Annotated in this window: 23 protein-coding genes and 1 other RNA gene; 19 read left to right on the top strand and 5 right to left on the bottom strand. The window is 65.9% G+C overall.

From position 1 onward, the window contains the following. The first annotated feature begins 42 nt into the window (after positions 1-42). Complete coding sequence (locus HMPREF3167_RS00820; RefSeq protein WP_168160813.1) at positions 43-3,117, top strand: UrvD/REP family ATP-dependent DNA helicase; 3,075 nt, start codon at positions 43-45, stop codon at positions 3,115-3,117. Continuing rightward, positions 3,114-6,527 carry a UvrD-helicase domain-containing protein gene (locus HMPREF3167_RS00815; RefSeq protein WP_070444920.1) on the top strand — a complete coding sequence of 1,138 codons (3,414 nt, stop codon included), beginning with the start codon at positions 3,114-3,116 and terminating at the stop codon, positions 6,525-6,527. The genes HMPREF3167_RS00820 and HMPREF3167_RS00815 overlap by 4 nt, the downstream gene beginning before the upstream one ends. Here HMPREF3167_RS00815 and HMPREF3167_RS00810 read toward each other — a convergent pair. Next, the gene (locus HMPREF3167_RS00810; protein ID WP_062613938.1) at positions 6,524-7,531 is read right to left on the bottom strand and encodes a phosphotransferase; all 1,008 of its coding nucleotides are present in this window, start codon (positions 7,529-7,531) and stop codon (positions 6,524-6,526) included. The genes HMPREF3167_RS00815 and HMPREF3167_RS00810 overlap by 4 nt on opposite strands. Before the next feature lie 222 nt (positions 7,532-7,753). Between HMPREF3167_RS00810 and HMPREF3167_RS00805 the strand changes: the two genes are divergently transcribed. The 13 genes from HMPREF3167_RS00805 (at position 7,754) to HMPREF3167_RS00745 (ending at position 17,682) form a co-directional block, all read left to right on the top strand. Further along, positions 7,754-8,953: a TadA family conjugal transfer-associated ATPase gene (locus HMPREF3167_RS00805; RefSeq protein ID WP_070445021.1), complete on the top strand. Its 1,200-nt coding sequence runs from the start codon at positions 7,754-7,756 to the stop codon at positions 8,951-8,953. 8 nt (positions 8,954-8,961) lie between these two features. Beyond that, positions 8,962-9,753, top strand: coding sequence for a type II secretion system F family protein (locus tag HMPREF3167_RS00800; RefSeq protein WP_168160812.1), 792 nt, complete (start codon positions 8,962-8,964; stop codon positions 9,751-9,753). Beyond that, on the top strand, positions 9,746-10,603 hold the full coding sequence (locus tag HMPREF3167_RS00795) for a type II secretion system F family protein (protein ID WP_068538463.1): 858 nt from the start codon (positions 9,746-9,748) through the stop codon (positions 10,601-10,603). The genes HMPREF3167_RS00800 and HMPREF3167_RS00795 overlap by 8 nt, the downstream gene beginning before the upstream one ends. A gap of 26 nt (positions 10,604-10,629) precedes the next feature. Then, complete coding sequence (locus tag HMPREF3167_RS00790; protein ID WP_062613941.1) at positions 10,630-10,818, top strand: hypothetical protein; 189 nt, start codon at positions 10,630-10,632, stop codon at positions 10,816-10,818. Then, positions 10,790-11,158 carry a TadE/TadG family type IV pilus assembly protein gene (locus tag HMPREF3167_RS00785; protein WP_068538462.1) on the top strand — a complete coding sequence of 123 codons (369 nt, stop codon included), beginning with the start codon at positions 10,790-10,792 and terminating at the stop codon, positions 11,156-11,158. Before HMPREF3167_RS00790 ends, HMPREF3167_RS00785 begins: the two co-directional genes overlap by 29 nt. Further along, positions 11,142-11,561 carry a hypothetical protein gene (locus HMPREF3167_RS00780; protein WP_062613943.1) on the top strand — a complete coding sequence of 140 codons (420 nt, stop codon included), beginning with the start codon at positions 11,142-11,144 and terminating at the stop codon, positions 11,559-11,561. Before HMPREF3167_RS00785 ends, HMPREF3167_RS00780 begins: the two co-directional genes overlap by 17 nt. After that, positions 11,558-11,986 (top strand): hypothetical protein, encoded by a 429-nt coding sequence (locus HMPREF3167_RS00775; RefSeq protein ID WP_062613944.1) that lies wholly within the window; start codon positions 11,558-11,560, stop codon positions 11,984-11,986. The genes HMPREF3167_RS00780 and HMPREF3167_RS00775 overlap by 4 nt, the downstream gene beginning before the upstream one ends. 10 nt (positions 11,987-11,996) lie before the next feature. Next, the gene (gene prfB / locus HMPREF3167_RS00770; RefSeq protein WP_062613945.1) at positions 11,997-13,121 is read left to right on the top strand and encodes a peptide chain release factor 2; all 1,125 of its coding nucleotides are present in this window, start codon (positions 11,997-11,999) and stop codon (positions 13,119-13,121) included. Positions 13,122-13,210: 89 nt separating this feature from the next. Continuing rightward, on the top strand, positions 13,211-13,903 hold the full coding sequence (gene ftsE, locus HMPREF3167_RS00765) for a cell division ATP-binding protein FtsE (protein ID WP_062613946.1): 693 nt from the start codon (positions 13,211-13,213) through the stop codon (positions 13,901-13,903). Further along, a complete protein-coding gene (gene ftsX, locus HMPREF3167_RS00760; protein ID WP_062613947.1) occupies positions 13,900-14,808 on the top strand; it encodes a permease-like cell division protein FtsX in 909 nt (302 codons plus the stop codon). Before ftsE ends, ftsX begins: the two co-directional genes overlap by 4 nt. 9 nt (positions 14,809-14,817) lie before the next feature. Further along, complete coding sequence (locus HMPREF3167_RS00755) at positions 14,818-16,164, top strand: murein hydrolase activator EnvC family protein (protein ID WP_070444912.1); 1,347 nt, start codon at positions 14,818-14,820, stop codon at positions 16,162-16,164. A 61-nt stretch (positions 16,165-16,225) separates the two neighbouring features. Then, positions 16,226-16,759 carry an SsrA-binding protein SmpB gene (gene smpB / locus HMPREF3167_RS00750; protein WP_062613949.1) on the top strand — a complete coding sequence of 178 codons (534 nt, stop codon included), beginning with the start codon at positions 16,226-16,228 and terminating at the stop codon, positions 16,757-16,759. A 161-nt stretch (positions 16,760-16,920) separates the two neighbouring features. Continuing rightward, positions 16,921-17,682: an HAD-IIA family hydrolase gene (locus tag HMPREF3167_RS00745; protein WP_062613950.1), complete on the top strand. Its 762-nt coding sequence runs from the start codon at positions 16,921-16,923 to the stop codon at positions 17,680-17,682. 68 nt (positions 17,683-17,750) lie between these two features. Here the strand turns inward: HMPREF3167_RS00745 and HMPREF3167_RS00740 are convergent, their stop codons facing one another. Continuing rightward, on the bottom strand, positions 17,751-18,824 hold the full coding sequence (locus HMPREF3167_RS00740) for a S66 family peptidase (protein ID WP_070444909.1): 1,074 nt from the start codon (positions 18,822-18,824) through the stop codon (positions 17,751-17,753). Between the two features lie 142 nt (positions 18,825-18,966). Between HMPREF3167_RS00740 and ssrA the strand changes: the two genes are divergently transcribed. Further along, positions 18,967-19,344: a transfer-messenger RNA gene (gene ssrA / locus HMPREF3167_RS00735) on the top strand. Positions 19,345-19,510: 166 nt separating this feature from the next. Here ssrA and HMPREF3167_RS09565 read toward each other — a convergent pair. Further along, entirely contained in the window at positions 19,511-19,708 is a 198-nt protein-coding gene (locus HMPREF3167_RS09565; protein ID WP_148132132.1) for a hypothetical protein, read from the bottom strand. Between the two features lie 216 nt (positions 19,709-19,924). On the opposite strand from HMPREF3167_RS09565, the gene HMPREF3167_RS00730 reads away from it, so the two are divergent. Next, positions 19,925-20,296, top strand: a complete 372-nt coding sequence (locus HMPREF3167_RS00730) for a DUF3592 domain-containing protein (RefSeq protein WP_062613952.1) — start codon at positions 19,925-19,927, stop codon at positions 20,294-20,296. A 158-nt stretch (positions 20,297-20,454) separates the two neighbouring features. On the opposite strand, the gene HMPREF3167_RS09750 is transcribed toward HMPREF3167_RS00730, so the two are convergent. Both HMPREF3167_RS09750 and HMPREF3167_RS09325 read right to left on the bottom strand, forming a co-directional pair. Further along, positions 20,455-20,607: a hypothetical protein gene (locus HMPREF3167_RS09750; RefSeq protein ID WP_160326882.1), complete on the bottom strand. Its 153-nt coding sequence runs from the start codon at positions 20,605-20,607 to the stop codon at positions 20,455-20,457. Beyond that, complete coding sequence (locus tag HMPREF3167_RS09325) at positions 20,591-20,851, bottom strand: NAD(P)H-dependent oxidoreductase (RefSeq protein ID WP_160326883.1); 261 nt, start codon at positions 20,849-20,851, stop codon at positions 20,591-20,593. The genes HMPREF3167_RS09750 and HMPREF3167_RS09325 overlap by 17 nt, the downstream gene beginning before the upstream one ends. Between HMPREF3167_RS09325 and HMPREF3167_RS00725 the strand changes: the two genes are divergently transcribed. Together HMPREF3167_RS00725 and HMPREF3167_RS00720 are read left to right on the top strand one after the other, a co-directional pair. After that, positions 20,841-21,140, top strand: coding sequence for a MarR family winged helix-turn-helix transcriptional regulator (locus HMPREF3167_RS00725; protein ID WP_062613953.1), 300 nt, complete (start codon positions 20,841-20,843; stop codon positions 21,138-21,140). The genes HMPREF3167_RS09325 and HMPREF3167_RS00725 overlap by 11 nt on opposite strands. A gap of 159 nt (positions 21,141-21,299) precedes the next feature. Next, positions 21,300-24,818, top strand: a 3,519-nt coding sequence (locus HMPREF3167_RS00720; RefSeq protein WP_210382954.1) for a glycosyl hydrolase family 95 catalytic domain-containing protein, incomplete at its 3' end; no start/stop codon positions are given.

Genomic DNA, 24,818 nt, shown 5'->3' with positions numbered 1-24,818 from the left:
TGGCCGAAAAAATTGTCGGAGGTGGTCGTTAAGCTCGTGAGCATGAACAAGACATGGGATGAGAACCAGGCCGCGGTGCTGGAATTGCGGGCGCCGTGCACGGCGTCGGTGATCGGTGCGCCCGGCACGGGGAAGAGCGCGCTCGTGGTGGAGCTGGCGGCGCGGATCATGCGGGAGGATCCGGGGGCGCGCGTGGCGCTGCTTTCGCCAGATCGGCGGGCGGCCTCCGATCTGCGCAACAGGATCTCGGTGGAGCTGGGCTACCTGCCGGGGACGCTGCAGGTGCAGTCGCTCACGGCGTTCGCGTTCGGGATCGTCTCCACGTACGCCCAGTTCATGGGGCGGCGCGAACCCGAACTGATCTCGGGCCCGGCGCAGGATTCGCTCATTAAGGAGCGCTTCGAGCTTGCCCTTGAGCTGGGGGAGGCCGGGATAGACGAGGAGGTGGCGCAGCTGCCGGCCTACCGCGCTGAGTTCCGCGATCTGCTCACGCGCGCCGCGGAGCTGGAGCTGTCACCTGCCGATCTGGTGGACCTCGCCCGGCGTTATGATGAGCCGATTTGGGAGGCCGGTGCCACGGTGATCAAGGATTATGACCTGGCACTCGCCACCCAGTCCGCGCTGGGGCACGCCAACCCTGACCTGGTGGACCACGCGCGGGTCATCACCCAGGCCGCCGCGATGCTGCGCGGCTGGGAGGCGGCAACCCCCAGAGGGCAAGGCGGCCTCGACATCGCCAAGCCGCGCTGGGACTGGGCGATTGTGGATGACGTGCAGAACGCCACCCTCGCCCTGCGCACGCTCCTCCTTGCTCTGCAGGAGGACGGTACGTCGGTGGTGACGTTCGGCGATCCGGACGTGGCCGTCCAGGGTTTCCGCGGGGGCATTGCCCACCTCCCGGCGCTGCTGTGCAAGCCGGCGGCGGGCGGGGGAATCGGCGCGTCGCAGATGGTCCTCGGCACCGGCTATCGGTGCGATGGTCAGGTTCGCGTTCTCCTGGATAAGGTGATCAGCGGCATCCACACGGCGGGAGTGAGTGGCCATCGCCGGCACGCCAATGCCGCGGAGGATGGGTCCACCGTCCGGGCCCTCACCTTCCCTCACGGCGATGAGGAGCTTGCCTTCGTGGCCACGGAGCTTCGCCGGCGCCACCTTGAGGAGCAGGTGCCGTACGCGAATATGGCGGTGATCAGCAGGTCGACGTCGTCGCACGGCAGCATCCGCCGCACGCTCCTCCACTACGGTGTGCCGGTTCAGACCATCGTCAATGATCAGCCGCTGCGGGAACAGCGGGCAGTGGCATCGATCATCGAGCTACTGGAGATTGCGCTCTCTGATGGCCCGGTGGAGGGCGAACGGATCGAGGCGATGCTCACCGGCCTGCTCTTCGGCATCGATCCGCTGCGCCTGCGGGCCCTCATGAGGGAGATGCGCGGCTGGGAGCTGGCGGCCAAAGGGCGGCGCACGAAAGCCGAGCTTTGGCAGGACATCGTGGCGGGCGGAGAGGTGTCAGCCAAGATCCCGGAGTTCGCACGCGTTACGGAGGTACTGTCCTCCATCCGGCAGGCCGCAGCCGCCGGTGGCCTTGGAGAAGAGGTGCTCTGGGCGGCGTGGGACGGGGTCGGTGTCGCCGAATCCTGGCGCGAGCAGGCGAGGGCGGGAGGCCCAGCGGGCGACATCGCTGATCAGGATCTTGACTCGGTCATCTCCCTGTTCCGCATCGCCCAGCGCCAGGCGGATCGGGACGTCACAAACGCCACTATCCACGCGCTCCTTGAGCTGCTCGAGAACCAGGACCTGCCCGAAGACTCGATCGCGCGCATGGGCGGGGGTGCTGACGAGGTCGCGCTCGTGTCGCCGTCGGCCACGGTGGGACGCGAATGGGATGTCGTGGCGATCGTGGGCGTCAATGACGGCGCGTGGCCCAACACGCGCCTGCGCAACCCGCTGACAAAGGTGCCCAAGCTGGTCAACATCGTGGTCGGCTCCGCGATGGCAGGGCAGGACATCGAGCCGAGCCAGCTGGTCAGCGAGGTGATTGATGATGAGCTGCGCATGCTCGCCCAGGCGGTCAGTCGCGCGCGGCGCGAGGTGCTGATCACCGCCCAGGAAAACGACGAGGCGCGGCCATCCCGGTTCTTGACCTGGCTGTTTCCGGAGCTTGAGCGCGGGAAGGCAAGCCCGGCAACGCTCGATGAGGCGGGCCTCGTGGGCAAGTTGCGCCAGGCCTTGCGGAGCGGGGATGGGCATCTTGAACGGGAAGCCACCGTTCTACTCGAGGAGCTCGCGGCGGCGGGCGTGCGCGGTGCCGACCGGTCGACATGGGTCGATGAGCTGGCACTCTCCACTGAGGAGCCGGTGATCGCGGGGGATTCGGCGCTGTCGCCGTCACGCGTGGAGGGCCTATTGAAATGCCCGCTGTCGGCCTTCCTCGATCGTTCGAATGCCACGTCGGAGGAGTCGGGAATCTCTGCCGAGATCGGGACTCTCATTCATGGGCTCGCCGAGGATTTCCCAGCCGGGCCGCGCGAGGCGATCGAACAGGCGTGTGAGGAGAGGATCTCCGCGATCGAGTTTCCGGACGGGCTCGAGGGGGTTCTGCTCCGCGACCGCGTGAACGCCATGGCGCGTAACCTTGGCGATTATCTCGAAAACAGCGCACCGTACGTCCTCCTGGAGCAGGAGGCGTGCGCCAGCCTCGACGGAAAAGACCACACGATCAATGTCAGCGCGCGCATCGATCGACTCGAGGCTGTCGGCTTTGGGGTGGGGGTGGTTGATTTCAAGACTGGCAAGCAGCCGATCACTGTGAAAGAGACCGGCAGCAACCCGCAGTTGCTGCTCTACCAGTGGCTCCTGAACGCCCACGGCATCAAGGGCTACGCCACGTCTGAGGGGGCGCGGCTCGTCTATGTAGGGACAGGCGAGGGCAAAGTAGTGGTACGCGAGCAGGGTCCGCTTGAGGCCGAGGACCTTGACCAGGTAGCCGAGATGATTCGGCAAGCGGACCTCGCCCAACGCGGCCCCGACTATGCCGCTCTACCCGGCTCACATTGCCGGAACTGCCGTTACGTTTCCTCGTGTCCGGCCATGGGGCCAGGAAGGATTTTCTCATGATCCCTTACGAAGACTTCGCCAAGACGCTCGCGTTTGCCCCCACCGCCGAGCAGGAGGCCGTGATCCGGAGCGAGGACCGCGCCATCGCCGTCATCGCGGGGGCCGGATCGGGCAAGACAGCCACGATGTCGCAGCGGATCGCCTGGCACGTGGTCAACGGGAACGTGCGCCCGGACGAGGTGCTGGGGCTCACCTTTACCACGAAGGCGGCAGGTGAGCTCGCCGAACGAGTCGAGAGCCAGTTGCGCGAGGCGGCGGCGAAGGGGCTCCTGCCCGGCCTCGTTGAACCTCAGGAAGAATCTGGTGAGGACGATCGGTCGGACGCGATTCATCGCGCCCTGGCGCGGCCGACCATCGCCACATATAACTCCTTCGCCTCTGAGATCGCCTCGGCGTATTCCATGCTCATCGGGGAGGACCCGCGCGCCCGGCTCATCACGGACGCGGAGCGCTTCCAGATCATGGGACGTATCGTCAACGGCATCGACATAGACGACCCACGATACGCGGTCCTTCGGGCATCGGCGGTCTCGACCATCATTAGTCGTGCTCTGCACCTCGTCGATGAGATGGTGGGCAACGAAGTCGATGCAGGCGAGTTCCGCGCCTACCTCGAGCGCGAGCTGAGCGCTGTCTACCAGCTCCACGGCGTCACCGCCAAGCGCGGGACGGGCACGGAGGCCTCGCGCGCCGAACAGAGCAAGCTCACGGGGATGATCGCCGGGATGAACTATCGCGTGGCTCTCAGCTACCTCATCGAGGAGTACGTGGCGTATAAGAGGGACAACTCCCTCATCGAGTTTGCCGATCAAATCGTTCGCGCCCGCAAGATCCTGTCCTCCGTCCCCGAGGTCCGCCAGGAGCTCAGCAAGCGCTACAAGCTCGTCTTGCTTGACGAATATCAGGACACGTCTGCGAGCCAGGCGGAGTTCATCGAGGCGGCGTTCACGGACTCGTGGTCGGTGTGTGCTGTGGGAGACCCGAATCAGGCCATCTACTCCTGGCGCGGCGCGTCCTCGGCAGCGCTGTCCGACTTCATGGACAGGTTCGGTGTGGCACGGAACCTCACCCTGTCCACGGCCTTCCGCAACGGGCGCAGGATCCTCGACGTGGCCAACGCCCTGACCGAGGGCAAGCTCAGCTACGCGAAGCTCACTGTCAAAACACTCCAGCCGCATGCAAAATCGCAAGATGGCCGGGTGGTCCACGTGCATCGCGCCTTCCGCTATGACTCTTACAGGGATATGGTCGACTACTTCAAGGAGGCCTTCGACCAGGCTCAAGCCGAGGCGGCAAGGGCGATCGGGGAAGGCCGAGATCCTGGACGGGCTCCCACCGCGGCGATCCTGTGCCGGGCCCGGTCCTACATGGATCACGCGATCGCGGCGCTGGAAGAAGCCGGCGTGCCCTATGAGATGGTGGGCGGCCAGATGCTGATCGAAAGGCAGGAGATCCGCCTCGTGCGGTGCGTTCTGGGCCTGAGCGTGAACCCGGCGCGCAACGATCTCCTCGTCCCACTTCTGACCTACTTCGCGATCGGTGCGAGGGACATCGCGGCGCTTTCGGCGCTCGCGGGCCGCCTTGCCCGAACCACTCGCCAAGAGTTGAGCGAGCAGGTGGGTGACGGGCTTGACGTCCCGACCAACCTGGTGGAGGCTTTGGCGGCGTTACCGGATGGCCCAGTGGCCGGAATGAGCGAGGAGGGCCACCGCCGCCTCGTTCACCTTGCTCGCCTGCTCGAGCGGGCGCGGAACAGCAGGCACTTGGCCATCCCGGAGGCGATTTCCGCCGCAATCGACCTGCTCGATCTGCGCGCCCATGCCAAGGCCCGCAGGACGGGCGGCGCCCCGGTGACCGCCGCACTCGCCAGCTTCATTGGCTTGGGTGCGGATTACGCGAAGAGCATTCCCGGTTCGCGTCTGGAGAGCTTCGTCGAGTGGGTGGACATGGTCGAGGCCCACGAGCGCTTGGGCGAGGACGAATCGGGTGGGGACGTCCCCGTTTTCGGCGAATGGGAGATCGAGCCAGAGTCGGGCGTCGTCCAACTGCTCACCGTCCACGCCGCAAAGGGGCTCGAGTGGGACCTCGTTGGCATTCCGGACATGAAGGTGGATGGCTTCGACGAAAAGACGAGCGAAAAGCTCTGGCAAGAATCGCGCGACGGGTTGCCCTACGCTCTGCGCCAGGATCGCGAACACCTGCCCGATCTGTCCATCGCTGACATCGTGGGCAAGAGCGGCGTGGTCACGCCGCTGAACAAGGTGGGCCTCCTTGAGGAGGTCCACGCCTACCGCCAAACGGCCTTTACCCAACACCATGTGGCTGAGAGCCGCCGTCTCGCCTACGTGGCAGTCACCCGCCCACGCAGCCTGCTCATCCTGTCCTCGTATGATCTCACCGGCCCGGAGCAGGCGGAGGCGGCCCTGAAGAAGCTCGCACGGAGTGTTGGCCATGAGGACGCGGCCGAGGCGCAGATGCCCCAAAACACGTTCATCACGGATGTCGAGCCGTTCACCGAGGCAGATCCGGACAACGATCCGGTGCTGACTGGGGTTGATCTCGAATTCATTGCGTTGGCAGCGACCCAGATAAGCGTGGTTCCGGACGCCAAGGTGTGGCCGGCGGACGTCGATCGTCGCCTCGAACGTGGGCCCGTTCCCGTCGTCACTGCCGATCGCGCCGTGGTCGAGCAGTGGAGGAGGGAAGCGGAGGTGATCATGGCGGAGCGGGAGGCGCCACCGCAAGCTCGGGGGCTCGCGCGCGACTACCTCACGGCGTCCGACGTCGTGGCGCTCGCCCAGGACCAGGACGCCTTCCTGGACGAGCAGTACCGACCGATCCCACGCCGCCCCTCACGCGCAGCACGCACCGGCGTGCTCGTCCACGCGGCCATCGCCCACTCTTTCGACGCCGCCTCTACGATGGACATCGACGCAGTGGCCGACCCGGACGAGATGCCGATCGACGTCGTGCCCCTGGACGATGAGCGGATCGCCGAGCTGATCGCGCGCTTCGGGGGCTCGCGCTACGCCTCGTGTCCGGCGCTCGCGATCGAGGAGGGGATCGACGTGCGGGTGGGGGACTACCCGGTGCGCTGCGTGATAGACGCGGTGCTTGACACCTCGGGCGTGCCCGGCCTGCCCCCGGTCACGATCGTCGATTGGAAGACGGGCCGCAGGCCCAGCGCCCAGCAGGTCGCCTCCCGCCAGTTCCAGCTCGGGCTCTACCGCCTGGCGTGGTCGCGCGCCACGGGAACCGCGATGGAGGATATCGCGGCGTGCTTCTACTACCTCGGCGATGATGACCCGGAGCGGCGTGAGCTTCACGCCGGCAACATGAGCGAGGAGCAGATCGCGGACTACCTCCGCACCCACCTGCCCCCGGCAGAACGGTCGGAGAGGAGGGGCTAGTCAAAGGAGCTGGTAGTGAAGCCGGCGCCGTCGGCCGCCTCTGCCTCCACCTCGGTGGCGCGACTGACGGCCCAGGTGGGCCCGGTGGCCAGCTCGGGGTCGGCCTCTACCTCGGCGGCGAGCTCGTCCATCATGGTGCGGGCCTCGTCTACGATCTGGTGTTGGCCGCTGCGCGAGCCGAAGAGCATCCAGCGTGCGAGTGCCAGCTCGGACAGGAGCACGGCGCGGTTGAAGAAGTGCTCGTCGACGGGCTGGCCGATCGCGTTCTCGTAGGAGGTGAGCACCGCCTCGAACAGCTCCTCGTCCAGGCCCGAGACGAGGGTGGAGAAGTCGAGCGCCGGGTCGCCCACGTGTGCCGAGCCAAATCCGAGCACGCAGGAGATTGAGCAGTCGGACCACATGAACTGGTCCGGGCCCACGTCCCCGTGCACTACCCGCGGCTCGAAGTCCCACAGGTCGGTGGCTTCGAGCGCGTTCTCCCACCGGCGGCGAAGCACGGGCGGGAGGGGCGAGGCGGCGTCGGCGTCGTGAAGGTCGGACAGGAGACGGCGCCGCGTAGTCTGCGCGTCGTAGGAGGGCAGGCCCGCCGATTCGACTGTCTCGCGGGGGAGGAGGTGGATGGCGGCGAGCGCGCGGCCGAGTTCGTGGGCGGCGTCGGTATCGAGCTCGTCGAAGTCGCGCTCGCGGCCCATGGGTGCGACGTAGACGACGGCGTGCCCGTCCTTGACCTGGGCGAAGCCCGCGGGGCGGACAACGTCGAAGGGGAGAAGACCCTGGCGGAGCGCCTCGAGCAGGGCGGGAGCGATGGCGGCCTCCGCCTCAATCATGGCGCCTGCCATGGGGTGGAGGGGGTGCTTGACGATCCAGCGCCGGCCGCGCGAGTCGATGACGCCGCCGAATTGGAAGTCGGAGGTGCGCGTGTACGGGCCGCGCACGCCGACCGCGTCGAGGCCGTCGATAGCGGCCACGGCCAACGCTGCGAGCTTGAAGGGGGTCTTATTCACCCCTCCACGGTAACGATTTTTAGCGCAACGCGCGTGGCGTACACGCCCTGACGGAACTGTCTGGCCCCACAGGCGCCCGTATATCACAGTCGCGAAATCCCGTGCGCAAGTTATCCACAGCTGTGGGAAAGATATTCACGACGCGCGGCGGCATCGTAGCGTGGCGTTGTGAAGACAAAGTGGGGAGCCGGGAACGCATGGCTCGATGCGCGCGTGCGCGAGATGGTGCGCGCCTCGCGTATTGATCCGCAGCTCCAGCCGGCAGAGCTTGAGGCCCTGATTGATGACGCGCTCGCCGAATACGAGGAGCTGACGGTCGCGGGTGTGGTGGAACCGGTGGCCGACGTGGTGGAGGTGCGCCGCCAGCTGCGCGACGATATCGGTGGATTCGGCCCGCTCCAATCCCTCATTGATGACCCGACGATCGAGGAGATCTGGATCAACGAACCGGGCCGTGTCTTCTTTGCACGCGACGGGGTGAGCCAGCTGTCCACGATCTTGCTCGAGGAGCGCCAGGTCAAGGACCTCGTAGAGAGGATGCTGCGCGCCTCGGGGCGCCGGCTCGACTTGTCCCAACCGTTCGTCGACGCCGCCCTCCACACCGGCGAGCGCCTCCACGTGGCGATTCCAGACATCACGCGCAAGCACTGGGCGGTCAACATCCGCAAGTACATCGTGCGCCCGCGCAGGTTGCGCGACCTGGCAGAGCTTGGGACGCTGACGGTTCAGGCGGCGGAGTTCCTGGATGCGGCGATTGACTGCGGGATGAACGTCATCGTCTCGGGAGCAACGCAGGCGGGCAAGACCACGTTCCTGCGCGCCCTGCTCGGCGCTATCCCTGCCCACCAGCGCGTCATCACGGCGGAGGAGGTCTTCGAGCTCAACCTCGCCCACCGCGACGTGGTGGCCCTACAGACCCGCCCGGCTAACATCGAAGACCGGGGCGAGATCACGCTGCGGCGGCTCGTACGCGAATCCTTGCGCATGAGGCCCGACCGGATCGTTATTGGCGAGGTGCGCCAGGCCGAGGCCTTCGACATGCTCATCGCCCTCAACTCCGGCATCCCCGGCGCCTGCACAATCCACGCCAACTCGGCGCGCGACGCCGTGGCCAAACTTAGCGTCCTGCCCCTGCTGGCGGGTGAAAACGTCACGTCGGACTTCGTCATCCCCACGGTTGCCCACACGATCGACCTCCTCGTCCACCTGCACCGCGACCGGGATGGCAAGCGCCGCGTGCGCGAGATCGTGGGCCTGACCGGGCGCACGGAAGGCAGCGTGATCGAGACGAGCGACCTGTTCGTGGACCGCGGCCTCGGGCTCGAACGCGGCGCGGGATACGTGGCCCGCCCGGAGATCTTCGACGAGCACGGCTACGACCTGCGCCAGCTGCTAGGAGGTGGACGATGGGCTTCGTTATAGGAATGGTCATGGGCCTTGGTGTCTTCCTCGCCGCCAGCGCTTTCCGCCAGCCGCGCCCCCTCACCGTGCCGGCGGGCCTGTGGCCGGCGCTGTGGCCCGCGCTCGCGGCCGGAGTGGGGAGCTTCCTGCTCGCCTCGGCGGTCTCGAGCTCGCTCGTCATCTCGATTCCGATCGCGGTGATGTGTGCGGCCGTGCCCGGCGTGTGGCGGGGAGCGCGCGAGCGCCGGCGTCGTGAAGAGCTTCGGGAGGTCTGGCCAGAGGTGATCGACGACATCGTGGCGAGCGTGCGCGTGGGCCTGCCCGTGGGTGAATCGCTCGCGATGCTGGCCGTGCGCGGGCCGGAGATCATGCGCCCTCCGTTTACCCAATTTGCCCAGCACCTGCGCGCGGACGGTCGCCTCGACCCGGCCCTCGACGAGCTGAAGGAGGTGCTGGCGGACCCGATGACGGACCGGATCCTCGAGTCGCTGCGCCTCGCACACGATCTTGGCGGGCGCGACCTGTCCGCCGCCCTGGCCAGCCTGGCCTCGCTCGTGCGCGAGGAGAACCGCGCCCGTGGAGAGCTTCTAGCCCGCCAGTCGTGGACGGTCAACGGGGCGCGGCTGGCCGCCGTTGCGCCCTGGATCATGCTTCTTCTCTTTTCCACCCGCCCCGGCGCGATCGACGCGTTCACCACGCCCGTGGGCGTTTTCATCCTCGTGGCCGGCTTCGTGGCCACCGTGCTTGCCTACTGGCTCATGCTCAGGCTCGGCCGCCTGCCCGAGGAGGAACGGATCTTCGCGGGGGTGAGCCATGCTTAGCGCGTTCGCGGGTTCGGCCCTGGTGGCCGGCGTCCTCCTCGTGGGAATCGCGGTCTTGTACCGCCCCACCCAGCTGGCCGACCGGGTCCTTCCCTACGTCGCCACCCGCACCCGGCGCCCCTCCCGGCGCCGCGCCGCCATCGTTGCGAGCTTCCTCGACGCCGTCGGGTCAACCACCTCCTCGGTCGAGCGCCGCGTCAACATGCTCGGCGCTATGACCGTGGGGGACTTCCGGGTGCGTCAGTTCCAGTGGGCATCGGTAGGTTTCGCAGCCGGGTGCCTGCTCGCTTTCGCGCTCGTGGTCCGCGGCGTCCCGCTGGCCGCCGCGATCGTCGGAGTCGCCTGCTTCACGGCCGCCGGCGTGCTCGGGGCGGACTGGGCGCTGAGCCGCCAGGTCGACCAGCGCAGCCGCGCCTACACCGCCCAGCTGCCCGACGTGGTGGAGATCCTCGCGCTCGCAGTTGCCTCGGGCGAATCCATCCGGGTGGCGATCGAGCGCGTGTGTCTCATTGGCACGGGCGAGATGGTCGATGAGCTGCGGCGCACGATGAGTGAGGTCCACGCCGGCCAGTCCCTGCCGGCGGCGCTGACCGACATGGGCAACAGGTCCGCCAACCGCAACGTTGCCCGGTTCGCGGAGGCGATCGTCTCCTCCCTCGAGCAGGGCAGCGGCCTGGCTGGCTCCCTCCACTCCCAGGCGCGCGACGCCCGCGACGCCGCCCGGCGCGAGCTGCTCGAGGCCGGAGGCAAGGCCGAGATCGCGATGATGATCCCGGTGGTGTTCATCATCATGCCACTCACGGTGGTCTTCACCGTCTTCCCTGCCCTCTACGCCCTGAGTTTCACCTAAGTCCGCAACAACATAAGGAGCGCCCTATGAAGATTCGACACTTTGTTCGCCAGGCAGTGTGGCCCAGCGACCGCCGCGAGGAGGCGGGTGACGTGCCTGGCTGGGTGATGATCACCCTCATGACGGCAGCCCTCGTGGTCCTCATCTGGGCGGTGGCCGGCCCGGCGCTGACCGACCTGTTTAACAATGCGATCGAGCGCGTCCTCAACATCTGAGGCGGGCAACGCCACGGTCGGCTTCGTGGCCTCCGTGGGGCTGCTCCTCATGGTGGTCTACACCATCATCGCAGCGGGCCTTGGCTGGTACGTCCACGCCATCGCCACCGACGCGGCGATGGAAGGTGCGCGCGTGGGGGCCGCGGCGAACTCGACCGAGGTGGCCGAAGCCCGCACCCGCGACCTCATCACCGGAGCGCTCAGTCCCGCCTACGCCGGCGGCATCGCCGCCACCGCGATGCCGGACGGGATCGAGGTGGTGGTGACGGCGCCGGTGCCCGGGGCCGGCTTCCTGGGAGAGCACGTGATCGAGGTGAGGGCCCATGTGGCGCGCGAATAAGCCCCGCGGCGAGGACGGCAACGCCATCGTCGAGTTCGTGGGCGTCATGGTGGTCATCGTGGTGCCCGCCCTCGCGCTTCTCACGGGCCTTGCCACGACGACGACCGTCCAGCTCGCCCTCGAGGATGCCGCCCGCCAGTCTGCGCGCGCCTACGTGCGGGCCGAATCGGTGTACTCGGGAGAGGCACGCGGGCGGGAAGCTGCGAGTAAGGCCTGGACGGACCGGGGGATGGACGAGCAACTCGACCTCAACTTCGCCTGCAGCGCGAGCCCGTGCCTCAGCCCCGGCGCCACCGTCACGGCCCGGGCCTCGGCCACGGTCACCGTGCCCATCGTCGGCGCGATCACGCTCACGGGCGAGCAGGCGATGGTGGTTGACCAGTACCGGGTGGTACGGCCATGACGTCCCGCAAACTCTGCCAGCCCCGCGAGCGCGCCGAAGACGGCAACCTCATCGTGCTCGGCCTGGGCGTGTGGGTGGTTGTCATCTCGCTCATCCTCATCCTGGCCTCGGTCATCCACGTCTACGGTGTGCGCCGCGACATGCTCAATGCCGCCGACTCCCTCGCCCTCGAGCTCGCCCAGGACATCTCGGATGCCACCTACTATTCGGGCCCCGCCCTCAGCCTCACGCCCGCCCCGCCGGCGTCCGGCGCGCTGACCGTGGACGGGCGCGAGGTGAGATTTCGAACGCGGGTGGCGGACGACGCCGTCGTTGTGGAGCTGACCGGGCGGGCGCGGATCCCGTTCATGCCGCAGTTTGCGAGCGCCGTGGACGAAGTCGAACTCACGGTCACCTCCACGGCTCGGCTGCGGCAAATGCCGTAGACTTGGCGCCGTGGCCATTGATTATCAGCAAGAACTCGACAGACTGCGCCGGACTTTTGACCAGATTGAGGCGGTCAGCGACGTGCCCGCGCTCAAGAACACGATCGCGGAGCTGACGGAGAAGTCCACGGCGCCCGACCTGTGGGACGATCCCGACGCCGCGCAGGCTGTTACTTCCAAACTCTCGCACGCCCAGTCGCGCCTGGAGCGCGTGGAGAAGATGGGGGAGCGGGTCGTGGACGCGGAGACCCTGTACGAGATGGCGGTGGAGGAATCCGAGTCGGACCTCGAATCGGGCAAGGAGCTCTACGCTGAGCTTGAGGCCGAGATCGCGAAGATCTCCAAGGACCTGTCGGACATGGAGATCAAGACGTTGCTGAGCGGGGAGTATGACGATCGCGACGCGGTCATCACCATCCGCTCCGGTGCGGGCGGCGTGGACGCGGCGGACTTCGCCCAGATGCTGCAGCGCATGTACCTGCGCTGGGCCGAGCGTCACGGCTACAAGTCGAAGGTGATGGACACCTCGTATGCCGAAGAGGCGGGGATCAAGTCCACCACGTTCGAGGTCAACGCCCCCTACGCCTACGGCACGCTGTCGGTGGAGGCGGGAACGCACCGGCTGGTGCGCATTTCGCCGTTCGACAACCAGGGCAGGCGCCAGACCTCGTTCGCGGCGGTGGAGGTCATCCCGCTCATCGAGACCACCGATTCGATCGAGATCCCGGAATCGGAGCTCAGGGTGGACGTGTTCCGCTCCTCGGGCCCGGGCGGGCAGTCCGTGAACACCACGGATTCAGCCGTGCGCATGACCCACATTCCCACCGGTATCACGGTCTCGATGCAGGACGAAAAGTCGCAGATCCAAAACCGCGCCGCGGCCTTGCGCGTGCTCCAGTCCAAGCTGCTACAAAGGCGCCACGAGGAGGAGCAAGCGAAGAAGAAGGAGCTGGCGGGCGACGTCAAGGCCTCCTGGGGTGACCAAATGCGCTCCTACGTGCTGCACCCGTACCAGATGGTCAAGGACCTGCGCACGGGCCACGAGGTGGGCAACACAGACGCGGTGTTCGACGGCGACCTCGACGGCTTTATCGACGCCGGGATCCGCTGGCGCCAGGCGGGGGAGGCGGAGTAATCCTCGCCACGTCGGCGCGCCTTCCCGGGTCGCAAAAGCCCGGCTCCTAAGCTAGTGACGACCATGACTGCAAGGATTTGGCGCCATTTATGATCACATTTGAAAACGTCACGAAGGTTTATCAGCGAGGCGCGGCTCCCGCGCTCGACTCCGTTAGCCTCAACATCGACCGCGGCGAGTTCGTCTTCCTGGTCGGTGCCTCGGGCTCGGGAAAGTCGACGATGCTGGCTCTTATCCTGGCCGAGGAGCGCCCCACGGAGGGCAAAGTTCACGTGCTCGGCAAGGACCTGTCGGGAGTGTCCTCACGGCGGGTGCCGTTCCTGCGCCGCCAGATCGGCACGGTCTTCCAGGACTTTCGCCTGCTAAAGGATAAGAACGTGTTCGACAACGTGGCGCTCGCGATGCAGGTGATCGGCAAACCGCGCCACGCCATCCTTAAGGAGGTCCCGCAGGTTTTGGAGCTGGTGGGCCTGGATGGCAAGGAGAAGCGGCGCATGCACGAGTTGTCGGGTGGAGAGAAGCAGCGCGTGGCGATTGCGCGCGCGATGGTCAACCGCCCCGAGCTCCTGCTGGCCGACGAGCCGACCGGCAACCTTGACCACAAGACGGCGCTGGGCATCATGCGCCTCCTTGACCGCATTAACCGCCAGGGCACCACGGTGGTCATGGCCACCCACGATCAGGCGATCGTTAACCAGTTGCGCAAGCGCGTGATCGAGTTGGTTGACGGCGAGGTTGTGCGCGATCAGGATCGCGGCGTTTACGGGGGGAGCCAGGCATGAGGCTACGGTTTATCTTTTCTCAGGTTTTCAAGGGGCTGCGCGCGAACTTCGCCCTGTCGGCGTCGGTGACGCTTGTGACCTTCGTGTCCCTCCTCTTCGTCGGCTCGGCCGTGCTGCTGCAGGATCAGATCGAGTCCGCGAAGACCGCCTGGTATGACCGGGTGGAGGTCTCGGCCTTCCTGTGTGCTCCGGACCAGAACACGGCCCAGTGCGCGGGCGGCGAGGTCACGCAGGACCAGATCGACGCGATTAACGATTTCCTTCATTCGCCCGAGATGGCCGACTACGTGGACGAGGTCTACTTCGAGACGAAGGAAGAGGCCTACAAGAACTTCCGCGAGTACCTCAAGGACAGTGTGTGGGTGGACACGGTTGACCCCGAGCAGATGCAGGCGTCCTTCCGTGTCAAGCTCGTCGATCCGCAGGAGTACGACGTCGTCCGCGAGTCTCTCGAGGGGCGCCCCGGTGTCGACGCCGTCATCGACCAGCGCGAGCAGCTCGAGCCGCTGTTCAAGATGCTCAACCGTTTCACACTCATTGCCGGTTCGCTAGCGGGCGTCATGATCGTCACCGCGTTGCTTCTCATCCCGTCCACTATCCGCCTGTCGGCCATGTTCCGCCGCAACGAAACCGAGATTATGCGATTCGTTGGCGCCTCGAACAGTTTCATCCAGGCGCCCTTCGTGCTCGAGGGCATGCTGGCCTCGCTCGTGGGCTCGCTTGCCGCGGTGGCGGCGCTGTGGGCGGCAGTGGAGTACTTCATTCAGGATTGGTTCGCCGGCTCGTGGCTACGGATCATCACGGGCCACGATGTGCTACTCATCGCCCCGTGGCTCATCCTCGGCGCGATCGTGGTCTCCGGTTTCGCCTCGTTCTTGGCTCTGCGCCGCTACACTCGGGTCTAGGGAGGAAACATGCGTAAACTCGCCTCAGCTGTGGCCGCCGCCGCGCTGACCGCGTCAGCCCTGCTGGTCGTGCCCGCGTTCGGCGACGAGCGCAGCGACCTGGTGGACCAGCAGCAGGAGCAGAAGGCCGAAAAGGAGCGCCTGCAGTCCGAGCTGGAGGGCATCGACGTCAACCTTCAGGAGGCCTACCTCAAGCTGGAGGAGACCCGCGGGAAGATCCCGGCCGCGGAGGAGGCCGTGCAAACCGCCGAGGCCGAGCTCGCCGCCGCCGTGCGCGAGCTGGAAGCGAACTCCGCGCTACTGGATGCCGCCCAGGGGGAGCTTGCGCAGATCAAGGACCAGATCAAGGAAAACGAGGCGAACGCGGAGGCCACGCGCAAGTCGCTGGGGGAGCTAGCCCGCGCTACCTATCGTGGCGACACGATGCCCTCCACGATGGAGATGCTCGTCGGCTCTGCCACCGCCGAGGATTTCGCCAATGCGTACCGCGCGCAGTCAGCCGTGAGCCGCTCCCAGACGGCGTCGCTCGCGCAGTTCCAGCAGAAGGCCGCGCAGGAAAAGAATCGTGAGTCCCGCCAGAACGCGGTGGAGGACCAGATCGAGGAGCTGAAGGCCAAGTCCGAGGAGCTGGTTGATACGCAGACCTCGAAGAAGGTCGAAGCTGATGCGCGCAAGGCCGAGCTCGTGGACCTGGAGTCGAGCCTGGTGGCTCAGTCGGCTGACTATGAGGAGAAGAAGTCCAACTACCAGGCCTCGCTCGCCACGCTCGAGACCCAGAGCGAGCAGACCGCCCAGCGCATCGCGCAGATCGACGCGGAGAATAAGCGTAAGCTTGAAGAAGAGCGCGCCAAGGCGCAGGCCCAGGCTCAGGGGAACGGTTCCTCGCAGCAGGCGCCGTCCGCCCCGAATAACTCCGGACAGACTTCGGGTAGCTGGATCAAGCCACCGGTTCCCGCCCCCGTCTACGTCACCTCGCCGTTCGGCATGCGCGTCTACCCGTTCGGTGGCACGTGGATGCACAACGGCGTGGACCTGCGTTCCCGGTGTGGCGAGGCACAGACCGCGCCCGCCGACGGCGTCGTCTCGGCTGTCATCCCGGCTGCCGGTAACGGCACGCACGGCAACCAGATCTACATCAACCACGGCGTGGTGGGAGGCAACTCCTACGTGACGGTCACCAACCACCTCTCGGCGTTCAACGTCCGGGTGGGGCAGAGCGTGAACCAGGGCGACGTGATCGGGTGGACGGGTCAGACCGGCCTGGTCACCGCGTGCCACGTTCACTTCGAGGTGTGGAAGAACGGTACGGTTGTTGACCCGATGAACTTCGCATCCTTTACCCGCCGCTGGGCCTAATCTTGCGAACGCCCGTTTCTCGGCGTTAAGCTATATGGTCACGTCAAGGGAGGGATGAGCGATGCCAAAGGCCTGGAAGAAGGACAGCGGCAAGCTGACCCCTGCCCAAAAGGCGAAGGAGGCCGCGGACGCGAAGCAGGTGGTGGCGCGCAACAAGAAGGCCCACCACGACTATTTCATTGACAAGACCTACGAAGCCGGGCTTGTGCTCGCGGGCACGGAGGTCAAGGCGTTGCGCGCCGGGCGAGCCTCCCTCATGGAAGCGTGGATCGACTTCGATCGGCGCGGCGAGGCCTGGCTGGTCGGGGCAAATATCCCCGCGTGGTCGACGGGCGGTTGGACCAACCATGCGCCCACCCAGAAGCGCAAGCTCCTCCTGCACAAGGACGAGCTGCGTGCGCTCGCCGTTAAGGTCAAGGAAAAGGGCACCACGGTGGTGCCGCTCGAGCTGTACTTCATCCGTGGCCGCGCGAAGGTGGAGATCGGCCTCGCCCGCGGTAAGCAGGAGTGGGACAAGCGTGAGACGCTGCGCCGCAAGCAAGATCAGCGTGAGGCCGAGCGGGCCGTGTCGGAGGCGCGCAAGCGGGCGCGTTAGGCGTGAGCCCGGGAACGGCGTCGTGAGTGCCCGAGGAACTGGCGCTGATGGCGCACGCCCGCGAACGACGTCGTTGGGTCACCTTTCGGCAAGGCGTGGCACAAACGTGCAGGTTGGCTTTGCGGTAGTCGGCGGCCGGTGATCCATGATTGTCTTAGGGCATGAGTGCATGGCTGATTGATATGGACGGCGTCCTTGTTCATGAGGGGATCGCGCTGGACGGCGCGAAAGAGTTCCTGAACCGGCTCGAGGAGCGGGACATCCCGCACCTGATCTTGACGAACAATTCGATTTTCACCCCGCGTGACCTGTCGGCGCGGTTGGCGACGTCGGGCCTGCAGGTGCCCCCGGAACGGATCTGGACCTCGGCCCTGGCCACCGCGAAGTTCCTGGCGAATCAGACCGATAATCGGCGCGCGTTCGTGGTGGGCGAGGCGGGGCTGACCACGGCGCTGTACGAAGAGGGCTTCGTCATGACGTCGGTGGACCCGGAGTTCGTAGTGCTGGGGGAGACCCGCACGTACTCGTTCGAGATGATCACCACCGCGATCCGGCTCATCCAAAGGGGCGTGCGCTTCATCGCCACGAACCCCGACCCCACGGGCCCCTCCGCCGACGGCGACCTGCCCGCCACCGGCGCCGTTGCCGCGATGATCGAGAAGGCAACCGGGCGCAGCGCGTTCTTCGTGGGCAAACCGAACCCGATCATGCTGCGCAACGGCCTGAACAAGATCGGGGCGCACTCAGAGGAGACGTCGATCGTGGGCGACCGGATGGACACCGACATTCAGGCGGGCGTGGAGACGGGGCTGTGCACGCACCTTGTGCTCACCGGCTCCACCAAGCGGGAGGACATCATCAAGTTCCCCTATCGTCCCAACCACGTTCACGCGTCGATCAAGGATGTCATCGACTACATTTAGGGCGCGCCGAGCCGGGTGATGGGCACTGCTCCAGGCAGCGCCGGGGCGACGGCGGGCGCAGGCGCCGCCTAGCTTGCCCCGCCGACCCGGTAGCGCTCGGCGAGCGGGAAGTGGGCTGTGACCTGCTCGGCCGCCGGGTCGAGTGTGACCTCGCCGCCGTAGGGCACGATGAGCTGCGGGCGCGTGTGCCCGAACGGGACGTTGAGGCACACGAGCAGGTCCTTGCGGTAACGGCCCACCTGTGTCAGGAGATATTCGACGTAAGCGTCGTGGCGCGCCTCCAGCACGTCGGGGGTGGTGGGCGCGTCCCGGTCGTCGACCACGGGCCGGGCGAACATGAGGCCCGCCGCAGCCTCGAGGTAGCCGCGCTCGCCGAGTGCGCGGATCCAGTCGCCCACGATATCCGCGGGCGTCACCCGCTCGGAGTTTTCGAAGATGAGGATCGCGCCTTCGAGATCGTCCACCTCTGGCAGGCGGCCGGCGAGCCCGAGCTCGTCAATGACCTCCAGGCACCCGCCCCACGTGTGCCCGCGCACGGCGTCGTCGCTACCGATGAACTCGATCCGGCGGGCCGGGCCGCGCGGGGAATCCTCGATGAGGGTCTCGGGGCTGGACCAGTCGTAGCCGTGGTCCTGGGAATCGGTGGTGGTGGGCAGGACGGTGTCACCGCGGCCGAAAAGCGCGGCGCGCAGGGTGATGAGGTGCTCGGCGTCGACCAGCGTGCCTGGCCCGAAGTGCACCTGGGTGGCGCCGCCGTAATAGCCGCCCACGCCGTGCGACCATAGCCAGTTAAGGATGTTCGTGTTGTCCGAGTAGCCGAAGAACGGCTTGGGGTCGGCCTGGGCGAGCGCCGGGTCGAGGTGGCGGATGACGCGGATCTCGTCATTGCCGCCCACGGTGGTGAGGATCGCGCGGATGTCGGGGTCGGCGAACGCGGCATTGACGTCCGCGGCGCGCTCCTCCGGCGTCGCCCCCATTTTCCGCGTGGTGGGGTACTCCACGACGACGACGTCGAGCAGCCGCTCCACGCGCGCAACTGCCTGCGCGTGAATGTCCGGGAAGTAGGCCGGCGCCGCCCAGGCGGGGGAGAGCAGGGCGACCCTGTCGCCGGGTTCGATCGTGGTGGGCGTGGTAATCGTCATGGTGACAGTCTAGTGGTCCGGCTGGGTGCGGCGGGGTGTGAGCCGAGGTGGTTGAGCCGGGAGGGACAGGGGTAGACGCGGCGTCGGCGTCGTTGTAGAATGGGCGAACGCCTTCGGGCGTAGTTGGTTGACAACTGAATAAGGGGATGATCGGTTTCGACGGCGATGACTGCCGAAGGGAAGCGGGTAGAGGATGCAGAGTCATCTCTTTAACGACTCTCTGCAAACAATAACTGCCAACAAGCAGAAGTCCGACTTCGCCCTCGCTGCCTAAGCGCGAGCGCACTTAAGGAAGTCCGTCAGCCTCACGGTGCTTTCACGTGAGAATTCTGGCGTCGTTTTTGAAAGCCACTGGGTCGGCACTGGGTTACCGGGTGCTGGCCGACACTAGGTAACTATGCTCGTCAGCAACTTGTCTGCGTGAGTGCTGGAGCTGAAAACAACGCAAAGCAGACTGCACCCGGAGAAGTCTTGGGTTTTGCATCGTCGGACGGGAGTTCAATTCTCCCCATCTCCACATGGCACCCCGCCGGATCGTTGATCTGGCGGGGTTTTCGTTGCTGTGGTGCGGAAAAGTGCCCGTTTTGTTTTGTGGTCTTTTTTGGTCTGGTATGGTGTTTTTTGGCCCCCTAGGGTGCAGATAGGGTTACTCTCTCCAACACAGCAAGGGTGCAGATGTGGCTAGATCAATCTTTGGTACAATCCAGAAAACCGCGTCGGGTCGATGGCGCGGACGGCTTTGCCAGCTCAATCCCGTCGACAGCGATCGCTTCGGGTTCTGCAGCGATGAGGTTCTGAATCTCTGCTTGTCGTGCAAGATAGGCTGCTGACTTTTGCGGCTCTTGCTGTTCTTGCTTTTTCTTACGTCGTCCGAAAAGGCCCATGTCTCTCCTGGTGGCTGAATTGAGTTGTCGTGTGTCAGGATCCGCATTCGCTACAGTTCACTTCCTTGTTCCGACCCGCTGTGGATCGCTTCGCGCGTTCTGTTGCGTTCAAGCTAAGCGGCGAAGGCGAACCTCGGGTGAATTCCTGTCGCAGGGCGCGATTATCTCCCATCGACTCCCGCGGCCTCCTCTAAAATGGCCAACGAAGGGGGTGCCTTGTTCTGGGTATTGATCGTATCGGCAGTCATTTTCGCTGCCTTCGGCCTGATCTTCGCCGGGCTCTTTCTACGTGCGCGCAGGTGGAAGCAGGTAGTCCTCCCGGTGATCCGCAACATCGAAGAGGTCTCTAGCGACGGTCAGAAGGTGTGGCGGCCTGTTTTCCGCATTGTCGACGACGACAAGGCACACGTCGCCAACGCGGATTTCCGACGACGGCCGAAGATCGAAGTCGGCGACGAGGTGGCGTTACGTTACAACCCGGCAAACCCGACGAAAGTCTCCGCGGCAAGCGTCGGCGGTTATGGTGTTGCTGCGCTGGTTTTCTTGATCGTCGCCGCGGTCGTAGGTGTGCTGGCGTTCCTGATCTAGGATGATTCGGTTGGTGATTTAGGCGCGCCACCCTGCCGAGGCGTCAACAACGTGCGGGCAAGCCCATCGAGGGCGATTTCCTAGAGTTCGTGGGCGGGCTTCTCCACCCGTGCGATGAACCTTCGGAGGTTGTCAGGGGTAGCGTTCTTGCCGTCCATTCAGCCGAAGGTGAGGCGCTGCGTGACCTTGATGCCACAGTTGCCGAGGATGTGCCGCGCGATGCGGGAGATCGGGTTCGCCGGGTGGAGGCGCGCATACCAGGCGGGCGCGTGGCTGGTGGCGATCAGCGTTGTGCTACGCCCGGTGAGCAACCATTGTGAACGAGTTTCCCGAAAGATAGCGGTAGGCATTGCCTGGTGTCAGAACTCGATCGAACCAGCCTTTGAGCAGTGAGGGTTCGCCCGCCCACCAGACGGGAAATGCGAGTGCCGCTTGATCGCACCTTTGCAGGAGCTCCTGCCGCGTCTTAGTGCAGGCTTCTTCATGCATGCGTTGTCGGTAACCGAAACGAAGCGCCGGATCGAACTCTTCGGACGCCAGATCAATGACTTCCACCTCATGCCCTGCGCGGTGGGTTGCCTCCGCGCTCGACATCACCACCGGCGGGATCAGCAAGGTCATCGACAAGCTCGTCACGAAAGGTTACGTGGAGCGAGTGCCGGGTAGCGCCGACCGGCGCGTCAACGTCTTGTCAGTCACCGACCGGGGGCGCCGGGCTCACGATGAGGCGCGTCAGATCGTCGACGACGTCGTCCACCAGGTCCTCTCGTCCACATTCACTGCCGAGGAGCAGGAGAAGCTAGACACTGCGCTCACCCGGCTACTTGAAGTGTTACGGCAGTAGTATCCGAGCCTAACGCCCTGACGGAAGGGGTGTGAGCACGGACCAGTACCCCTGGCAGACTGTGAAAAATGGTGGCAGGAAACACACGGTTTCACTAGTGTGGGCGTGTACACATACTAGGCAAGATCTAAGCAAAGGAGCTTTGGACGCCTTATGCGTATGAAAAATCGTATTGCCGCAGCGGCTGTTCTCGCCTTAACGCTGAGTGCTGGGAGCATACCCGCCCTCGCTGACACCTCCCAGAAGGATCTCCCGGCGAGCGCGGACACCACGTTGCAAGCGTGGGCGTCGGAGAAGACGCAGTCGAACGTCGGCAAGCCTTACATCGGCACGTTGCACCCGACCAGCGGGGGAATATCCAGTCCCGACCAGCCCTACGGCCTGTTCGGTGAGGGCTTCGTCTCCGCCGACACCTCGGACTACACCGACGCGAAGATGGGCATGATCTCCTTCGACCTGAGCTCTCTCACCGCGGCACCGGAGGAGGCGACGCTCCAGCTGACGTACATTGGGCACGTCGTGAACAACCTGCAGGGTACGGAGCAGGCGCAGGTCGGCGTCGCGCTGGTTGACACCGACACCTGCACCAACGGCGCCGCCAGTTGCGACACCGGCGTGTCGACGTGGGCAACCCGCCCGGATTTCACTCTCACCACCGACGACGTCGCCTTCGCCGCCGACTTCCCGGTCGCCGCAGCCGACCGCTACACCTCGGACAGTATGACGATCGCGGCGGACAAGCGCAGGGCGGTGACGATCGACGTCACGGCGATGGTGCGCGCGGCTTATGAGGCCGGCGATCGTCAGCTGACCTTCGTGCTGGGGGAGACGAAGGGCATGGAGATGCGCTTCGCTTCCACCGAAGGCGTCAGCGCGCTGGGTGGGCTGACGGCGGCGGACGCGCCGACCCTGAGTGTCACTTCGGAGTTCGAGCCGGAGGCACCCGAGCCTCAGGCGCCCGAGGGCCCGCGCGCCTGGGATGAGCAGGTGGCGGCGATGGCCGGTGACGACGTCCTGTGGTACAGCCAGCCCGCGTCGGCAACCCCGATGGGCTCGGTCGGCACGGGCAACCCGCTCCGGGCGGGCGGCAAGGACGACCGCTGGCAACGCACCACCCTCCCGATCGGCAACGGTAAGGTCGGCGGAACGGTCTGGGGCGAGGTCGGCACCGAAAGGATCACCTTCAACGAGGAGACCCTGTGGACGGGTGGCCCCGCCGAGGGGCACACCTACACGGGCGGCAACGAGGTCAGCCGCGGACGCTACGGCGCGGCGCTACGCGAACTCAACCGTGAGCTCGACGGCGGTGCGGCAACTGTGGCCAACACCAACAGCCTGATCGGCGGATTCGACGCCGCCCTGCAGGGGTCCTTCCAGAACTGGGGCGACCTCACGATCACCTCGGACAGCCCCGAGGACGCCCCGGTCTTCCTCTTCCAACGCTCCCTCGACCTGACGACTGGTGTGGCAAACGTCCACTTCCACTACGACGGCACCGACTACATGCGCGACTACTTCGTCTCCAACCCTGATGACGTGATGGTCGCCCACTTGACGTCTGTGGGCAAGGATGCGCTTAATTTCGACGTGGCCCTCCCGCTCAATAGCGGCTGGAGCAAGTCGGGCGCGCAGGTCGTGATCGACGGCGACACTCTTACCTCCTCGGGCGCTCTCGGCAACAACGGGCTACTCTACAACGCGAAGATCCGGGCCGTTGTTGAGGGCGAGGGTGCCACGGTCGCGGCGTCCGATGCAGGCGACGCGCTGACCATTGCCAACGCCAGCGAGGTCACGCTGTACTTGGCTGCCGGCACCGACTACCAGGCGAGCTACCCCGCGTACCGCACCGGCGAGACCGCACAGCAGCTCGACACGCGCCTGGCCGACGTCGTGAACGCGGCCGCCGCCAAGGGTTACGACGCCGTCCGGGCGGCTCACGTCGCTGACCACGAGGCGCTCTACGGGAAGGTCAAGCTGAACCTCGGCCAGGCGGCCACCTTCGGCGAGGGCGCCAAGCCTACCGACGAGCTCCTCAACGCCTACAAGCAGGGCACGGCGAGCGAGGCCGACCAGCGTACGCTCGAGACCCTGGTCTACAACTACGGGCGTTACCTCACGGTGGCCTCGTCGCGCGAGGACAGCCAGTTGCCCTCCAACCTGCAGGGCATCTGGTCCTCCACAGCCGATGACAACGCCCACGGCCGCACCCCCTGGGGCGCCGACTTCCACCTCAACGTCAACCTGCAAATGAACTATTGGCCCACATACTCCTCCAGCCTGGAGCAATCAGCCCTGCCGCTCATTGACTACGTGGAGGGCCTGGTGGAACCGGGCCGCGTGACGGCGCACGTGTACGCGGGCGCTCAGACGCAGGCCGGAACAAAGATCGGCGAGGGTGCCGGCTTTATGGCCCATACCGAGAACACGGCCTATGGCTGGACCACTCCGGGTGCGGCGTTCTCCTGGGGCTGGAGCCCGGCGGCGGTGCCGTGGATCCTGCAAAACGTCTACGAGTACTACGAGTACACGGGCGATGAGGCGATCCTCGCCGAGCGCATCTATCCACTGCTGAAGGAAGAGGCCAACTTCTACGTCAACTACATGCTCAAGAAAGGCAACACTGACGCCGCCGACGGCGAAGCCCGCCTGACCACTGGCGTGGCCTACTCGCCGGAGCACGGACCGCTTGGCACCGATGGCAACACCTACGAAAGCTCGCTGGTGTGGCAGCTGTTGCAGGACGCCCAGGAGTCCGCGGCGGTGCTCGGCGTCGACTCTGACCTGGCGAGTGCGGACGGCCAGTGCTCGGTGGACAACTGGCGCAAGGACGATTCCGGCGCGTTTGTGGCGGACGCCAACCGCTCGTGGTCGTGTGCGCAGAGCCTACTCAAGCCGATTGAGGTGGGCGACGACGGGCAGATCAAGGAGTGGTTCTTCGAGGGCGGCCTCGGCAAGGACAAGGCCGGCAACGCGATCGCGGGCTACCAGGCGGGCCATCGCCACCTGTCCCACATGCTCGGGCTGTTCCCGGGCGACCTCATCACGGTCGATAACGCCACCTTCATGGACGCGGCGAAGACCTCGCTCAACCAGCGCGGCGACGACGCGACCGGCTGGGGCGTGGGCCAGCGCATCAACTCTTGGGCGCGCACCGGCGATGGTGACCGCGCCTACCTGCTCATTACCAAGCAGCTTAAGGGCGCGATGTATCCCAACCTGTTCGACGCGCACCCGCCGTTCCAGATTGACGGTAACTTCGGCAACACTTCGGGTATCAACGAGATGCTCGCTCAGTCGAACTCGACCTTCGAGGCGGATGGGGTGGCCTACCACAACTACATCCACCTGCTGCCGGCGCTGCCGAAGGCGTGGGCCGAAGGTAGCGTGTCGGGCCTGAAGGCTCGCGGCAACTTCGACCTCGACTTCTCCTGGACCGGGGGCAAGGTGACAACCGCGACGGTGACCTCCAACAACGGTGGCGATGCCGTGCTGTTCTTCGACGGGGCGGACCAGTTCAACTCCGTGGTGATTGACGGGCATTCGGGTTCGGGGGAGCGGCTGGCGCTGACCAAGATCGACGCCAACCACGTCTCCTTCCCTACCGAGGCGGGCCACATGTACGCGCTCTCTACGCAGGGCGTCACCGATCCGGGGCCTGACCCCGAGCCGGGGCCTGAC

Origin of the sequence: Trueperella sp. HMSC08B05 (assembly GCF_001808405.1) — a bacterium.
In the GTDB taxonomy this organism is placed as follows: domain Bacteria; phylum Actinomycetota; class Actinomycetes; order Actinomycetales; family Actinomycetaceae; genus Trueperella; species Trueperella bernardiae.
The sequence above is the reverse complement of the archived record's forward strand: the minus strand, read 5'-3'. Positions and strand labels throughout refer to the sequence as shown.

Coding starts and splice junctions, on each gene's coding strand:
- HMPREF3167_RS00820 (WP_168160813.1), top strand. CDS start 43: ATGAACAAGACATGGGATGAGAACCAGGCCGCGGTGCTGGAATTGCGG.
- HMPREF3167_RS00815 (WP_070444920.1), top strand. CDS start 3,114: ATGATCCCTTACGAAGACTTCGCCAAGACGCTCGCGTTTGCCCCCACC.
- HMPREF3167_RS00805 (WP_070445021.1), top strand. CDS start 7,754: ATGGTGCGCGCCTCGCGTATTGATCCGCAGCTCCAGCCGGCAGAGCTT.
- HMPREF3167_RS00800 (WP_168160812.1), top strand. CDS start 8,962: ATGGGCCTTGGTGTCTTCCTCGCCGCCAGCGCTTTCCGCCAGCCGCGC.
- HMPREF3167_RS00795 (WP_068538463.1), top strand. CDS start 9,746: ATGCTTAGCGCGTTCGCGGGTTCGGCCCTGGTGGCCGGCGTCCTCCTC.
- HMPREF3167_RS00790 (WP_062613941.1), top strand. CDS start 10,630: ATGAAGATTCGACACTTTGTTCGCCAGGCAGTGTGGCCCAGCGACCGC.
- HMPREF3167_RS00785 (WP_068538462.1), top strand. CDS start 10,790: ATGCGATCGAGCGCGTCCTCAACATCTGAGGCGGGCAACGCCACGGTC.
- HMPREF3167_RS00780 (WP_062613943.1), top strand. CDS start 11,142: ATGTGGCGCGCGAATAAGCCCCGCGGCGAGGACGGCAACGCCATCGTC.
- HMPREF3167_RS00775 (WP_062613944.1), top strand. CDS start 11,558: ATGACGTCCCGCAAACTCTGCCAGCCCCGCGAGCGCGCCGAAGACGGC.
- ftsE (WP_062613946.1), top strand. CDS start 13,211: ATGATCACATTTGAAAACGTCACGAAGGTTTATCAGCGAGGCGCGGCT.
- ftsX (WP_062613947.1), top strand. CDS start 13,900: ATGAGGCTACGGTTTATCTTTTCTCAGGTTTTCAAGGGGCTGCGCGCG.
- HMPREF3167_RS00755 (WP_070444912.1), top strand. CDS start 14,818: ATGCGTAAACTCGCCTCAGCTGTGGCCGCCGCCGCGCTGACCGCGTCA.
- smpB (WP_062613949.1), top strand. CDS start 16,226: ATGCCAAAGGCCTGGAAGAAGGACAGCGGCAAGCTGACCCCTGCCCAA.
- HMPREF3167_RS00745 (WP_062613950.1), top strand. CDS start 16,921: ATGAGTGCATGGCTGATTGATATGGACGGCGTCCTTGTTCATGAGGGG.
- HMPREF3167_RS00740 (WP_070444909.1), bottom strand. CDS start 18,824: ATGACGATTACCACGCCCACCACGATCGAACCCGGCGACAGGGTCGCC.
- HMPREF3167_RS09565 (WP_148132132.1), bottom strand. CDS start 19,708: ATGGGCCTTTTCGGACGACGTAAGAAAAAGCAAGAACAGCAAGAGCCG.
- HMPREF3167_RS00725 (WP_062613953.1), top strand. CDS start 20,841: ATGACTTCCACCTCATGCCCTGCGCGGTGGGTTGCCTCCGCGCTCGAC.